The sequence below is a fragment of the Kribbella pratensis genome (genome assembly GCF_004365355.1).
GTDB lineage: Bacteria > Actinomycetota > Actinomycetes > Propionibacteriales > Kribbellaceae > Kribbella.
On the sequence record NZ_SODP01000001.1, the window covers coordinates 1,366,134 to 1,380,687 of the forward strand.

The window sequence follows — 14,554 nt, forward strand, 5'->3', positions numbered from 1 at the left end:
ATGAAACACCTAACCCGAGCGGTCGCGGTAGCGGCCGCACTGGTGTTGGCAGCGGCCGCTTGCAACGCCAATGACAAGACCGCCACCGGTGGCAGCACCGCGGCCGCCGAGCAGGGCGGCACCTGGCACGTGCTCACCACGAGCAAGGAGATCAGCCTCGACCCGGCCAAGAGCCAGAACCTGGGGATCAGCACGATCCACCTGGTGCTGCGCGGCCTGACGTCCTGGAAGACCTCGCCGGGCAAGGCGGCCGAGCTGGTCCCCGACCTGGCCACCGACACCGGTCAGGTCAGCGACGGCGGCAAGACCTGGACGTACAAGCTGAAGTCCGGCCTGAAGTACGCCGACGGCTCGCCGATCGTTGCCGCCGACATCAAGTACGGCGTGGAGCGGTCGTTCGCGCCGGAGCTGTCCGGCGGACTCGGGTACCACAAGTCGCTGCTCGTCGGCGGCGACAAGTACCAGGGCCCGTACAAGGGCGGCGAGCTGGCCTCGATCGAGACGCCGGACGACACCACGATCGTCTTCAAGCTGAACAAGCCGTACGGCGACTGGCCGTGGATCGTCAGCATGCCGGCCTTCGCGCCGGTGCCGAAGAAGGCCGACACCGACCCGGCGCACTACGGTGAGAAGCCGGTCGCCAGCGGCCCGTACCAGGTGAAGACGTACGCCCCGGGCTCGAAGCTCGAGCTGGAGCGCAACCCGAACTGGGACAAGTCGACCGACCAGGCCCGGACCGGCCTGCCGGACTCGATCGTGCTCGAGATGGGCCTGCAGCCCGACGTGGTGAACCAGCGGCTGATCGCCGATGCCGGCGACGACAAGTTCGCCGCGACCACCGGCGTCTCGGTCCCGGCCGCGCTGATCCCGACCGTGAACGGCAACCCCGCGGTCAAGGCCCGGGTGGCGACCTCACCGTCGGGTGCGCTGGAGTACCTGGCGATCAACACCCAGCGCCCGGCGCTCAAGAACCTGCAGGTCCGCAAGGCGATCGAGTACGCCGTCGACAAGCAGGCCGTCCAGGTCGCCGAGGGCGGTCCGGAGTACGGCGGTGACATCGCGTCGACGCTGATCACGCCGGGCATCGACGGCTACAACAAGTTCAACTCGTACGAGGCGCCGCCGGCCGGCGACCCGGAGAAGGCCAAGCAGATGCTGGCCGCGGCGGGTGTCAGCAACCTCAAGCTGGTGCTGGCCGCTGACCAGACCAACGGTCTGGGTGTGGCGCAGGCGATTCAGCAGGGCCTCAAGCGCGCCGGGATCACCGCCACCATCAAGCCGCTCGACTACGAGCCGTGGAACGACCTGGTGACCGGCAACAAGCCGGACTTCGACCTGACCGTGTCGAGCTGGCTGCCGGACTTCCCGTCCGCGATCGGCAACATCCAGCCGCTGTTCGCGTCGTCGGAGATCGGCAACGGCGGGTTCAACCTGTCGCGGTACTCCAACCCCGCGGTGGATGCGGCGATCGCCGCGGCCACGGCCGAGACCGACCGGGCCAAGGCGGCGAGCATGTGGGGCGCGCTGGACAAGCAGATCATGGCCGACGCACCGGTCGTCCCGCTGATCTACGCGCGGAACGCGTTCCTGCACGGGTCGAAGGTGCAGAACTTCTACCTGTCCGCGTACCCGCCGTACCCGAACCAGCTGATCGTCGGCCTGAGCAAGTAGCTACGTCCGGCCCTCGTGTTCCTGGGCCTCGAAGAGGGTCGGCTGGGTCTCGGCATCGAGTCCCCAGTCGGCCCTCATCACCGTGTAGCCGGCCTTCTCCGCGGCGGCGATCACCTTGACGTCGTCGTCGACCAGTACGGCCACCGGGCGCTGCTCGGCGAGGCGTTGCAGCCGGCCGAGCTTCATCATCGTCGACGGGCGCCGGTCGGTGTTGCCGCGCATGTACAGCTTCCCGTCCGGGAAGCCGTTGTCCTTCAGCCACTTGAGCGTCTCCCGCCGCAGCCGCTCCGGCCGCCCGGTCAGGTAGACGATCTCGTGCTCGGCCGCCAGCGTCGTCGCGACCGCGAGCCCCTCGTCGAGTACGGCGTCCTCCTTGGCGTGCGCGAAGAACGAGTCCCAGTCCTTCGGCTTCCGCTCGATGAAGTGGATCCGCTTGCTCGTGTCGGACAGCGTCGCATCGATATCGAGTACGGCGTACGGTCGCTCATCCATGCCGACCAGCTTCCCAGGTCGCGCGGTCGACGCCGTACAGGACCTCGCCGAACTCCGTGCCGGGCAGCGGATCGTCGAAGTGTTCGTGGTACAGCTTCAGGAATCGCAGGCCGGATCGTCGCATCACCGCTCGCGAGCGGTGGTTGACCGCCATCGTCTCCGCCACGACCTGCTCCATGCCGAGGCCGAAGGCGTGCGCGATCAGTGCCTTGGTCCCTTCGGTCGCGTAGCCCTTGCCCCACGCGGCCCGGTTCAGCCGGTAGCCCACGTCGACCACCTTCGCGTCGGCGGTCGGTTGCAGCCCGAACCAGCCGATGAAGCCTTCTGCCGCCTCGGCTTTGAACGTGCCGAGCTGCGGGTGCTCGGCATACACCTTGAGGATCTCCGGCAGTACGACGTTCTCGATGTCGTCGCGTGGTGTCGCCTGACCGGTCAGGAACCGCATCACCTCTGTGTCGGAGTCCAGCGCCACCAGCAGCTCGACATCGGCCGGGGTGAACCGGCTAAGCGTCAGCCGATCGGTCTCGAGGTAGTTCGCCACCCCCGGATCCTAGGCCCGCAGCGCCGCCTTCCCCGCCCAGCCGCGGGCTCTTTGGGCACGCATCAACCGTTTCGCTGAGGCGCAAACGGTTGATGCGTGCCCAAGGATCGGTGTCCGGAGTGTGGGCGGGTGGGGGTTGCGGGTGTGTTGGGTTGGGTGGTTGTCGGTGGGGCGGGTTAGCGTTCTTCCCGCGATGGACGAGTCGATCACGTTTCTGCACAGCTCGGACTGGCAGCTGGGAATGATGCGCCGGTTCCTGGGGCCGGACGGTCAGGCCCGCTGGGGCCAGGCGCGGCTGGATGCTGTCGCACGGATCGGCGAGGTCGCGGAGCAGACCGGGGCGGCGTTCGTTGTCGTCACCGGGGATGTGTTCGAGCACAACCAGGTCGAGCGGCAGACGATCCTGCGGGCCTGTGAAGCCCTCAAGCGGATCCCGGTGCCCGTCGTCCTGCTGCCCGGCAACCACGACGCGCTCGAGCCGGGCTCGCTGTGGACGTCGAGCCAGTGGCAGGCGCACGCGCCGGAGCACGTCACGGTACTGACCGAAACGACGCCTTTCCGGATCGCGCCTGGGGTCGAGATCGTCGGCGCGCCGTGGCGTTCGCGCCGACCGCTCTCGGATCCGGCCGCGCCCGGGTACGCCGACCTCGCGCCCGAGCCCGGGATCGTCCGGATCCTGCTCGCCCACGGTCAGCTGACGAGCCTGTCCGGCGGCATGTCCGACGTACCGACGATCGACCAGACGGCGCTCGAGGCCGCGGTCGCGGACGGCCGGCTGCAGTACGTCGGGCTCGGTGACCGGCACTCGACGACGAAGGTGACCGACCGGATCTGGTTCTCCGGGACGCAGGAGGTCACGTCGCCCGAGGAGGACGCGCCGGGCAACGTGCTCAAGGTGACGATCGCAGCCGGCGCCATCGAGGTCGAACCGGTGCGCGTCGGCGCCTGGCACATGGTCGACCACCGGGTCGAGCTGTTCGACGAGGAGTCGATCAAGGCGCTCGAGGACTGGTTCGCCGAACTGCCGGACAAGGAGCGGACGTACGTGCGACTGGCCGGCGACGGCTCGTTGCCGCTGCCGTTGCTGAGCCGGCTGGACGCGATGATCGACGCGCAGGGCGAGGTGTTCGCGAGCGTGGAGCGGTGGGCCAAGTTCTGGACCGTCCGGCCCGCTCCGGACGCGGCCGACCTCGAGTCGTTGCAGCTCAGCGGTCCCGCTCGCGCCGCGATGGAGGAGCTACGGCAGGCGCTGGCCGGCGGCGACGAGGGCGCAGGTGCGGCGTTGTCCTTGATGCACCGATTGGCGCGGGACGCGGGATGAGATTGCACAGCTTGGCGCTGCGGGACTTCCGTGGCGTCAAAGAGCGCATTGTCCGGTTCCGCGCGCTCGGCACCACCGTCGTGGTCGGCGACAACGAGGTCGGGAAGTCCAGCCTGGTCGAGGCGTTCGGCCTCATCTTCGAGCTGCCCGACGACTCGAAGTCGACCCGGATCCGCGACATCCAGCCGGTCGGTCAGGACGTCGGACCGGAGGTCAGCGCCGAGCTGAGTCTCGGCGGCCGCGAGCTGACGTACTCCAAGCGCTGGCTGAAGAACCGCTCCACCGAGCTGACCATCGTCGAGGCAGACGGCCGGCGGCAGTCCTGGACCGGCCGCGAGGCGCACAACGAGGCAGAGCGGCTCTTCCACGAGCACGTCGACCCGGTGCTGTGGCAGACGTTGATGGTCAGCCAGGGCCAGTCGTTGGTGCTGCCAACGCCGGCCGACGCGGAGCCGCTGATCACCGCCGTGACCGCCGAGTCGGGGACGCCGGTCGACGGTGCGTCGATGCCGTTGGTGACTGCGGTCGAGCACGAGTACCTGCGGTACTGGACGCCTCGCGGCAAGCCGACCGGCGACTACGCGCGGTCCGCGAAGGCGGTCTCCGCGGCCGAGCTGGCCGCGGCGCAGGCGTTGCAGGCGATGGAGGAGGTCCAGTCCGACATCCGGCGGGCCGAGCGGCTCAACCTCGACCTGTCCGATGTCGACACCCGGCTGTCCGATCACCTGAAGTCGGTCGAGGAGCTGCGCGAACGCAAGAAGGCGACCGACGAGATCCTGCTCCGCCGCGACTCGGTCCGTTCTCGGGCCGAGACCGCGCGTGCCCGGCTGGAGAACCACACCCGGACGCGGCTCGACCGCGAGCGGCTGCTGGACGAGGTCGAGCGGTTCACCAAGTTCGAGGCTGAGCTGGCCACGAAACGTGCGGACGCCGACCTGGTCGCCAAGACCGCGGCCGAGACGGTGCAGGCGGCCGAGGCGGCGCTGGCGGAGGTCGTGGAGCTGAAGGACCTCCGGCGGACGGATGTGCAGGCGGCCGAGCGGCGGGTCTCGGACCTGATGGATCGCGCCGAGCTGGATCGCTTGCTGGGCCAGCAGACCGAGCTGGTCGACGTACGTGCCCGGATCGCCGCCGCCGGGACGATCCTCGACCGGATCAAGGTCGACGACGCGATCGTCGCGGCGCTGGAGGACGCTCGGGCGGCAGTGGTCGAGGCCCGCGCGGCGCTCGCGGCCGGCGTACCCGAGGTGTCTGTACGGCGACTTGGCGCGGAGCCGGTGGAGTTGTCGGGGACGGGTCTGGATGGGGCCGTGCCTTCGGAGCTCGGCTTCGACGAGGCGGCCGAGGTGCTTGTCTCGGGCGAGCTGGTGATCGGCGTACCGGGGCAGCTCGAGGTGACTGTGCGAGCCGGTGGCGAGGCGGCCACACTGCGGTCGCGGGTCGACGACGCCGTACGGCGCGAGAAGGACCTGCTGAAGAAGGCCGGCGTGAAGGACGTCGCCGCCGCGCGTGAGCTGCTCCGGAAGGCGGATACCGCGACCGCCGAGCTGAACGAAGCCCGGCGGACGGAGAAGTCGCTGACGGCGGGAGGGGATCCGGGGGAGCGGATCGCCGTACTGACTGCGCGGCTCGGCCCCGAGGACGACGCCGAGGAAGCTGGTAAGCCTGCGGTTGAAGGCGTTCCCGGGCAGATGTCGCTGTTCGAGGAGTTCGCTTCACCGCACGACACGCTCTTCGACGACTTCGACGTACCGGAGCCGGAGGCGGACGATCTCGCCGCTGCGCAACAAACGTTGGATTCCGCTCGGGAGGCGCTCGCCGAGGCCGAGCGATTGCTGTCCGACGCGGAGTTCGCGGTCGCGCAGGCCCGGAAGGCTGCTGATGAGGATCGTTCCGAGGCGCAGAACGCGCGGGCCCGGTCCGAGCTGGCGGGGGAGCGATTGGCGTCGGCGGTCGAGGCGCTGGAGGCTGCCCGGGCGGTGCTCGACGATGACGGGGTGTCTGCGGCTGAGACCGAGGCGACGGCTGAGGTTGAGGCGGTGCTCGAGGAGCTGACCGTCGTGCAGGAGCAGGCGGACGCGGCTGGGGCCGACCAGGTCGCAGGCGAGCTGGCGCACGCGTTGGCGGTGGCGAAGCGGCTGCAGGGTGAGCGGGACACGTTGCGCGATGCGCTGCGTACGACGGAGGGCCGGCTGGAGCAGTCCGGACGGGACGGGCTCGCGACCCGCCGAGACGTGGCCGACCTGGAGCTGGCCGCCGTACGGGCAGAGCACGACAGCCTGGAGCGCCGGGCACAGGCGGCGCGCCGCGTGTACGAGACGCTGAGCCGGCATCGCGCCGAGGCACAGACGAAGTACTCCGAACCGCTGCAGACCCGCATCGAGTCGCTGGGGCGGAGCGTCTACGGGCCGTCGTTCAAGGTCTGGCTGGACGACGATCTCGCGGTCGCCGAGCGCGAGCTGGACGGCATACGCCTGCGGGTCGATGCGCTGTCGACAGGCGCCCAGGAGCAGCTGGCGATCATCACCCGCCTCGCGATCAGCCACCTGGTCAGCACCGGCGAGGGCAGCGTCCCCGTCATCTTCGACGACGCCCTCGGCTGGTCCGACAAGGCCCGCCTCCGCGACATGGGCGCCCTCCTCGGCCGAGCCGGCGACCACGGCCAGATCATCATCCTCACCTGCATGCCCGACCGCTACGAATACGTCCCCAAAGCAACCTTCATCAAACTGGACGCCTGATCGGAGCAGGTGGAGACTGAGGCGATGAAGGCCGTGGGGGAGCGGCTGAAGCATCGGCTCGTCGGACGGGGCCCCGAGCAGCACATGCTCGGCCAAGTGCTGGCCGGAGCCGCGGAGGGGCGCCCGGCCGCAGCAGTCGTCCGCGGCGAGGCCGGTGTCGGTAAGACCCGCCTGCTCCGCGAAGTCTGCACGAACCCGGACTTCCTGGTGTTGTGGGGCTCCTGCATGCACTTCGGCGGCGCGTCGGTTCCTTATGCTCCCGTCATCGGCATCCTCCAGGAGTGGCTCGCCACGGCCGATCCGGCCGAACAGACGAAGGTGCTCGCGGGTGCCGGCGATCTGGGTAGCCTGTTACCGGGGATGGGCGGCTCGCACGGTGTGCCCGCCGGACGACTCGTTCCTGTGGTCGACCTGGTGCTGAACCGGATCGCGGACCTCCACCGCACGGTCGTGGTCGTCGACGACCTGCACTGGGCAGACCTGGCGTCGTTGGACGTCCTCGCCTATCTCATCACCGGGTTCCGCAGGCAGCGGCTGACGGTGCTGGGCACCTGCCGTGACGAGGACCTTGGCGAGGGCCATCCGTTGCACGGCTGGCTGGCGGACATGCGGCGGATGCCGTCTTTCGGTGAGATCCACCTGGAGCGGCTGCAGCCGGCCGACACAGGCTCCCAGTTGGAGGACCTGCTCGGACAGGCTCCGGACATCGACCTCCTCAGCCAGGTGCAGGCGCGCTCGGACGGCAACCCCTACCTCACAGAGCTGCTGGTACAGAACCTGTCAGGCGACGAAGCAGTATTGCCGGCAACGGTGCCCGAGGGTCTCCGAGAGGCGTTGCTCGCGGCCTGGCATCAGATGTCGGAGCATGCCCGCCAGCTCGTACGCGTACTCGCCGTCGGCGGACGCCCGACCGACCTCGATCTTCTTGCCGCAGTTGCCTCCAGGCACGGGGTCGAACCCGATGCGATGCCCGGCTGCGTGCTCGAGGCCCAGGAGCGCGGCGTACTCGCGCCAGGCCACGCCGACCCGTGCTGGTTCCGCCACCCGCTACTCGCCGAGGTGTTGTACGACGGATTGCCTGCGGGCGAAGGCCCACGTATCCACGCCAGCTTCCTCGACGTACTCGCAAATGGCCCGACCGAGTCGGTGGCTGCTGACCTCGCAGTACACAGTCAGCAAGCCGGCCGCGTCGACGACGCCTACAGGTGGTCGTCTGTCGCCGCTGAACACGCCGCCGACCTCCGCGCCCCGGCCGAGCAAGCGATCCAGCTCGAGCGGATGTGCGACCTGTGGAACCAGGTCTCACCCGAACTGCGCGGCGCAGACGACCGGACGGCGCTGCACGTTCGGGCCAGCGCGGTCTGCTCGAGGGTCGGTCGGAATGACAAGGCCGTCGAACTCCTCACGGCGGCGCTCTGCTGGATCGACCGAGCGCACGAGCCGTTGCTGGCGGCAGCCGTCCTCGTCGACCGCGGCAACTTGCGTTGGCACCGGACTGAGCCGGTTGAGGCCGTCGCTGCGGACATCCGGGAGGCCGTTGAGCTCGCGACGCGCTTCCCGGACAGCGCCGAGTATGCACGGGCACTCGGGACTCTTGCCTGGGCCGAGAACTGGCAGAGGCTGCCGACAGCGATTGCCCACGCGGAGGAGGCAGTTCGCCTCGCCCGCATCGCAGGCTCGGACCGAGCACTCGCGACCGCACTGATCGGTCGCTGCAGCGCGCTCTCGCTCACTGCACCCGAACGAGCGTTGGCGGACGGACAAGAAGCCGAACGACTGGCCCGCTCATGTGGGGCGACGCTGCAGTGGCTGATGGCGGTGAGCTGGCAGGGGACCGCGTTGGACGTCCTCGGGCGGCGTGCGGAAGCAACCGACGTGCTGCTCCGGGGCTACACCGATCTGGTGGTACCCGGGCGGGACCTCTTCGGGTACTTCCTCGGGTGTGCCGCAGCCCAGGGCCTGTTGCAGGCGGGACGATGGCAGGAGTGCGAGGCACTGGTCCGGGCCGGGCTGGCCGCGCGCTGTCCGAACATCACCGGTGCGGGGATCAGGCTGACAGCAGCTGTGCTCGCCGTGCGGTCCGGCCGGACGCAGGAAGCACGGCAACATCTCGATCGGGCGCTCGAGTTGGTCGCCGAGCGCTTCCCCGGGACCCGCGCGATGATGGCGATCACCGGCGCCGAGGTCCTGGTTGCCGAAGGTAAGCGGCAGGAGGCGGTCGACTGGGTGCGTGTCCGGTTGACCGGGTCCTACGCCGTGGCCAACTCCGAGGACGAGGAACTGCTGATCGTTTACGCCACCGCAGCCGCGGAACTTGCGCGGCGAGCACGGGACGCCGGCGACCTGGAGACCGTTTCCCGGGCGGTGGCAAGCCTGGACGACGTCATCAGCAGTTGGCCGTGCGAACCGTTCACCCAGAAACAGTCGGTTCCGGAGGCGCAGTCGATGCAGCGCGCGTGGTTCGAGGCTGAGGTCGGGCGTTGTCGCGACGTTGTAGATCAGATGAGCCGCTGGGAGCGGGCTGCCGACGCGTGTGCGGCTGCTGGAATGCCGTGGCATCGGGCGGTGGCGCAGTGGCGGTGCGCGGAGGCGGCTATTGCGGCGGGGCGGGCGCCGATCGAGGTCGGTGAGTTGCTGCGGGAGGCGCGTCGTACTGCGGACGAGCTGGGTGCGGAGGCTTTGCTGCGTAGTGTCGAGTCGTTGGCGCGGCGGGCGCGGATCACGTTGCGTGAGCCGGAGCCGATCGTCGTACCCGAGGAGACCGTTCTGTCGGCGTTGACGCCGAGAGAACGCGAGATCCTCGCGTTCCTGGTCACCGGGCGGTCGAACGGGGAGATCGCGAAGGAGCTTGTGATCAGCGACAAGACGGTGAGCGTGCACGTCTCCAGCATCTTGCGGAAGACCGGGACGACGACCCGGTTCGAGGCCGCGGCACTGGCGGAGCGGCTTGGTGGTCCTGGCGCCTGACGGGCGCCAGGACCGTGGTCAACCGACGATGAGTGGATGGCGGCGGCGGTAGTAGACCAGGCCGCCGGCGGCCATGCCCGCGCCGAGCAGTGCTCCTGCGATGGTTTGTGCTGCTTCGTTGATCGGGTCGTCCACCGGGACCTCGACCCTCCGCTCCGGGCCCTCGACAACGACTGCGGGCGCCGGCCGGTGGTGGCGGGCATCGGGGTCGATCGGGCGGGCCGACGCCGCGGACGCGCCGACCACGGTCATGCCGCAGACCAGGATCGGGAGCGCGATGGCGCCGTAGCGATGATTCATGATTCCCTCCCTATTCTGCCTTCTACGATCTGGCTAAGGGAGGGGACAGGGCATCAGGCATACCCCCTTAGATCGGGCGGAGAATCCGTTCCGGGGCTGAGTAGACGACGCAGCGGTCGCCTCGGGTGAAGCCGGCGAGGGTGATGTTGAACTGGCGGGCCAGGTCGACGGCGAGGCTGGAGGGGGCGCTGACGGCGACGATCATGCCGATGCCGGCGGCGACGGCCTTCTGGACGATCTCGTAGCCGGCGCGGCCGCTGACGGCGAGGACGAGGCCTTTGCGGCTGTGGTGATTGAGGACGGTCCAGCCGATGACCTTGTCGACGGCGTTGTGGCGGCCGACGTCTTCCTTCACCACGATCTTGCGGCCGTCGGCGGTGAACAGGCCCGCCGCGTGCAGTCCGCCGGTGCGGTTGAACGTGGTCTGCCCCTCGCGGAGGAGATCGGGCAGCCGCCGTACGACGTCGACCGGGACCTCGACCGGGTCCACCGGGTCGTACTCACGCTCCGCGAGCTCGTCGAGGCTCTGCTGGCCGCAGACGCCGCAGGCGGCCGAGGTGACGCCATACCGCTGGGGTGGTTCGCGGTCCGGGGGACCGTCGAAGGTGACCGTGACGGTGTTGAACTGCTGCTCGCGGGTCAGCGCGACATCGGTGCAGTAGGCAACCGTCCGGATCGCGTCCGGCCGTACTGCGAAACCCTCGGCGAGGCAGAAGCCGGCGGCCAGCTCGAAGTCGGAGCCGGGCGTGCGCATCGTGACGACCAATGGTTCGGGCGGCCGCCCCGGCCACTCCAGCCGCAGCTCGAGCGGCTCCTCGGTGGTGACGACATCCTCACGCCGCGACGTCCGCTCACCATCGAGCACCTCGACTTTGAACCTCGTGGCCGGCCCTTTGGTCATACAACAACAGTAGGCCGTCACCAGCCCCGGCGTACGGCGAGCCAGTCGAGGAACGTCCACGCGTGCAGGCGCTGGTGCTCCCGCAGGGCTGGCGTGCATCCGGGCGGCGGCGGGGCGTCGGTGTTCTTCAACATGTACGCGGCAATGACAGCCATGAAGGCGTCGAGGTGCTCATCGGGTACGTCGGCCGTGAGCGGACTGCGCTTGATCGCGGCGAACGTGTCGATGCCTTGGTGTTGCGCGATCGGCAGCATGCCCGCCCAGTCGACCCAGCGCGGCCCGAGTGTGAGCCAGTTCCAGTCCACGATCCAGCAGGTGCCGCTCGCGTCGATCACTATGTTGTCGGGCCGCAGGTCGGAGTGCATCGCGGTGTCGCCGACGAGGATCTCCGGCCCTGCCGCCGCCAGCTCGGCCAGCTCCGGCAGCACCCGCGGCAGCCAGGGCTGCAACCCCAGCGGCAACTCGCGCTCACCCGCAAGGATCTGCGCGGGCACCGCAACGTCGTCCTCGACCAGATACCCGAACGGCTTCAGGCCCTCCAACGGACTGGGCCGCAACGCGAGAGCCATCTCCTCACAAGCAGCCGTCACCCGATCGAAGTCGTCTATCGTCCATGGACTTCCGGGCATTCGCCCGGCCACCCACTGGGATGCCACCGCGAACCACCCCTCGATCTCCGCAGTGGCAACGATCCCCGGTGCTCGCACGGCGGCCGGAAGTTGTGGAACGACCTCGGCCTCGCGCTGATAGGCCTCATAGGCATGCATCCCGGACGACGCGGCCTTGATGAACACCTGCCGACCATCGGCCAGCTGCGCGCGAGCCGCGAACCCACCGGTGAAGCCGGACCCGACCGGACCGGCCACCGAGGAGATCTCGGTGCCTAGGGCAACAGCCAGGGCCGCCTGGAGAGCCGTCGGCAACGACTCCCAGGCAGGGCGCTGCGACGTGGCGGAGTAGTCGACGTCCGGGGCGCGGCTCATGTCCACCAACGATAGAAGTGACGGAGCAGCAGCGCTCGTGGTTTAGCGTCTGGCCCATGGTGCTGCAAGTTCTCGATCTGGTGGGGATCTTTGTCTTCGGGATCACCGGTGCGCTGGTCGGCGTACGGAAGAAGCTGGACGTGTTCGGGATCGAGGTGCTCGCTCTCGTCACCGGGCTCGGCGGCGGGTTCATCCGGGACGTGCTGATCGGCCAGATCCCGCCGGCCGCGCTCCGCGACTGGCGTTATCTGGTCGTCCCGATCGTGGCCGGGCTGCTGACGTTCTTCCTGCACCCGGGGATCGGGCGGCTCGAGCGCCTGGTGAACATCTTCGACGCGGCCGGCCTCGCGCTGTTCTGCGTGACCGGCGCGCTGAAGGCGATCCAGTTCGGCCTGTCGCCGTTCTCGGCCGCGCTGCTCGGCACGCTGTCCGCTATCGGCGGTGGCGTGATCCGCGACGTTCTCAGCGGCCGCGTCCCGGTTGTACTCCGCTCCGAGATCTACGCCACCCCGGCGCTGCTCGGAGCGGGCATCGTCGTGGTCGCGGCGGCGCTGGAGTACCACGCGCTCTGGGTCCCGATCGCAGCCGCGCTCACCTGCTTCACGATCCGGCTGATCGCGATCCGCCGCGGCTGGAACGCGCCGTTACCCCGCAACCCGTGACGGCGGCGCCCATCCGTTGACCACGGCAACCAATTCGACGTACCGGTGCCAGCGCGGATCCGCAGTACGGCGCAGGTCGATCAGCTGCCCGCGCAATTCCGGATCCGCCCGCAGCGGGTCGTCCCCGGCGAGGGCCCGGTAGCCGGCTGTGAGTCGTCGTACGGAGGCACGGAAGTCTTCTGATGAGGCCAGCGCGGCCAGCTCCAGCCAGGCCTCGACCTGCCGGGGCTCGGCGTCGACAGGGAGTACGGGTGTGAGGTTCTGGCGCGCTGCGGCGAGTGCCGGGTCGTCGCCGAGCGTGTCGGTCAGGAAGTCGGCGATCAGCGTCCGGCGTGCTTCCTCGAAATGTGCGGTCATGTCGGTGAGCTCCTCGGGAGTCGAATGAGTGGCCACTGATACGACCGCGTACTGCGCCTGCAGCGTCCGGATCTGTACGGCGAGTGCGTCGGCATGCGCCGCGAGTACGTCGGCCAGCGTCCGCTCCCGCTCCAGCACGGCCCGCACTGTCTCCAGGTGGAGCCCCAGGGCACGCAGTGTGCGGATGAGCTCCAGCCGCGCGACCGCGGTCTCGTCGTACCGCCGGTGGCCGGCCGTCGTACGGCGGGACGTCAGCAGCCCGAGGTCGGAGTAGTACCGCACGGTCTTCACCGCTACGCCGGCAAGCCGCGCCACCGCACCGATCGAGTGGTCCATGCCCAACACCCTCACATCTCCCGTTACCGGAGATACAAGCCTAGTTATGGGCGAACCGCTCCTTGGGACGCGCGAAGGTGATCGAGATGGCGGCAACGATCGCGCACGCGATGCCCACGCCGAACGGGACCCAGTAGGCATGCGACGGACCCCAGACGTCGACAGCGTGCCCAGCGGCAGCGTTGCCCGGCGCAACGCCGAGCAGGATGCCGGTGACGGTCCAGGTGATCGCCTCGGTCAACCGCTCCGGCGGCACCCACTCCTCGACGCAGGCGGTCACCGCCACCATCGTCGGAGCGATCGTCATGCCGCAGCAGAACAGCACCACACCGAGCATCAGCACGCTGTTGACCCAGGGGAGCGGCGCGAGCGTGATGGCGAGTGCGATGGTGCCGAGCAGCAGCCGGCGCTCCACCGGAGCACGCCAGTGCACAGAGCCGTACCAGAGCCCGGCCAGCAGGCTCCCGAACGCCCAGATCGCGAGTACGACGCCGGCCAGACCCGCCTGGCCCTTCTCCGTCGTGAACGCAACCGTGACCACCTCTGCACCGCCGAGAGTCGCACCAAGGCCGAGACCGATCAGGCTGAGCAGTGTGATCGACAGCCAGGGCATCCGGGCCTGCTCGGCGCCGTTCGCCTTGCCACGCCCCGGTGGATCGGACGCACGCAGTGTGGCCAGCCAAATCCCGCCGGCCAGCCCTAGGACGCCGGCGGCGGTCAGAGCGGCGTACGGACTCCACTGCGTCGCCAGTGCGGTGACGAGAACCGGACCGACGATGAAAACCACCTCGTCGCCGACCGCCTCCAGAGCGAACGCGGTCTGCAGTGCTCGTCCGCGCCCGAGCAGATGGGTCCAGCGAGCACGGACGAACGAACCGACCTGCGGACGGGTGCCACCGGCAACGAACGACAACGCGTACAGAACCCAGGTGGCCGAGTCAGCACGTACTGCGACGAGCAGACCGCCCAGTGCGACCGTGCAGAGGACCGAACCGATCAGCAGCAGCGTCCGCTGGCCGAACCGGTCGACCAGCCGCCCTTGCACAGGTCCGGTCAACGCGCCCGCGATGACTGCTACGCCGGAGACCGCGCCGGCCAGGCCGTACGAGCCGCTCTCGCGGGCGATCAGGATCACGATGCCGAGCCCGATCATCGAGATCGGCATACGCCCGAGGATCCCGGCGGCGAAGAAGGCGCCGGCACCGGGACGGCGCATGAGATGTGCGTAAGGCTTGAGCATGAGAGACCGGGAACACCCTAGCGTTCCCGCGTCTGAGAAGCT

General features: G+C 69.3%; 12 protein-coding genes. 5 read left to right on the top strand and 7 right to left on the bottom strand.

Translation table 11 applies throughout. The features are described from left to right. Positions 1-1,671, top strand: a complete 1,671-nt coding sequence (locus EV653_RS06390) for an ABC transporter substrate-binding protein (protein ID WP_134098861.1) — start codon at positions 1-3, stop codon at positions 1,669-1,671. On the opposite strand, the gene EV653_RS06395 is transcribed toward EV653_RS06390, so the two are convergent. Both EV653_RS06395 and EV653_RS06400 read right to left on the bottom strand, forming a co-directional pair. Then, positions 1,672-2,163, bottom strand: coding sequence for a phosphatase domain-containing protein (locus tag EV653_RS06395; RefSeq protein ID WP_202871495.1), 492 nt, complete (start codon positions 2,161-2,163; stop codon positions 1,672-1,674). Beyond that, the gene (locus tag EV653_RS06400; RefSeq protein WP_134098865.1) at positions 2,156-2,704 is read right to left on the bottom strand and encodes a GNAT family N-acetyltransferase; all 549 of its coding nucleotides are present in this window, start codon (positions 2,702-2,704) and stop codon (positions 2,156-2,158) included. Before EV653_RS06400 ends, EV653_RS06395 begins: the two co-directional genes overlap by 8 nt. 193 nt (positions 2,705-2,897) lie before the next feature. Between EV653_RS06400 and EV653_RS06405 the strand changes: the two genes are divergently transcribed. The 3 genes from EV653_RS06405 to EV653_RS06415 are packed head-to-tail and all read left to right on the top strand — an operon-like array spanning position 2,898 to position 9,733. Further along, the gene (locus EV653_RS06405) at positions 2,898-4,025 is read left to right on the top strand and encodes a metallophosphoesterase family protein (RefSeq protein WP_134098867.1); all 1,128 of its coding nucleotides are present in this window, start codon (positions 2,898-2,900) and stop codon (positions 4,023-4,025) included. Further along, positions 4,022-6,766: an AAA family ATPase gene (locus EV653_RS06410; protein ID WP_134098869.1), complete on the top strand. Its 2,745-nt coding sequence runs from the start codon at positions 4,022-4,024 to the stop codon at positions 6,764-6,766. Before EV653_RS06405 ends, EV653_RS06410 begins: the two co-directional genes overlap by 4 nt. Positions 6,767-6,790: 24 nt before the next feature. After that, entirely contained in the window at positions 6,791-9,733 is a 2,943-nt protein-coding gene (locus tag EV653_RS06415) for a helix-turn-helix transcriptional regulator (RefSeq protein WP_134098870.1), read from the top strand. A gap of 18 nt (positions 9,734-9,751) precedes the next feature. Here the strand turns inward: EV653_RS06415 and EV653_RS06420 are convergent, their stop codons facing one another. The 3 genes from EV653_RS06420 to EV653_RS06430 all read right to left on the bottom strand — a co-directional run bounded on the left by EV653_RS06420 (position 9,752) and on the right by EV653_RS06430 (position 11,917). Then, positions 9,752-10,033: a hypothetical protein gene (locus EV653_RS06420; protein WP_134098872.1), complete on the bottom strand. Its 282-nt coding sequence runs from the start codon at positions 10,031-10,033 to the stop codon at positions 9,752-9,754. Between the two features lie 67 nt (positions 10,034-10,100). Further along, positions 10,101-10,934: a formate dehydrogenase accessory sulfurtransferase FdhD gene (fdhD, locus tag EV653_RS06425; protein ID WP_134098874.1), complete on the bottom strand. Its 834-nt coding sequence runs from the start codon at positions 10,932-10,934 to the stop codon at positions 10,101-10,103. A gap of 17 nt (positions 10,935-10,951) precedes the next feature. Beyond that, positions 10,952-11,917, bottom strand: a complete 966-nt coding sequence (locus EV653_RS06430) for a phosphotransferase family protein (RefSeq protein ID WP_134098876.1) — start codon at positions 11,915-11,917, stop codon at positions 10,952-10,954. A 56-nt stretch (positions 11,918-11,973) separates the two neighbouring features. Here EV653_RS06430 and EV653_RS06435 point away from each other — a divergent pair, with 56 nt between their 5' ends. Continuing rightward, complete coding sequence (locus EV653_RS06435; protein WP_134098878.1) at positions 11,974-12,579, top strand: trimeric intracellular cation channel family protein; 606 nt, start codon at positions 11,974-11,976, stop codon at positions 12,577-12,579. Here the strand turns inward: EV653_RS06435 and EV653_RS06440 are convergent. Both EV653_RS06440 and EV653_RS06445 read right to left on the bottom strand, forming a co-directional pair. Further along, positions 12,562-13,272, bottom strand: a complete 711-nt coding sequence (locus EV653_RS06440) for a MerR family transcriptional regulator (RefSeq protein WP_134098880.1) — start codon at positions 13,270-13,272, stop codon at positions 12,562-12,564. The genes EV653_RS06435 and EV653_RS06440 overlap by 18 nt on opposite strands. 40 nt (positions 13,273-13,312) lie before the next feature. After that, positions 13,313-14,488: an MFS transporter gene (locus tag EV653_RS06445; RefSeq protein ID WP_238159597.1), complete on the bottom strand. Its 1,176-nt coding sequence runs from the start codon at positions 14,486-14,488 to the stop codon at positions 13,313-13,315. Between the last annotated feature and the right edge of the window lie 66 nt (positions 14,489-14,554).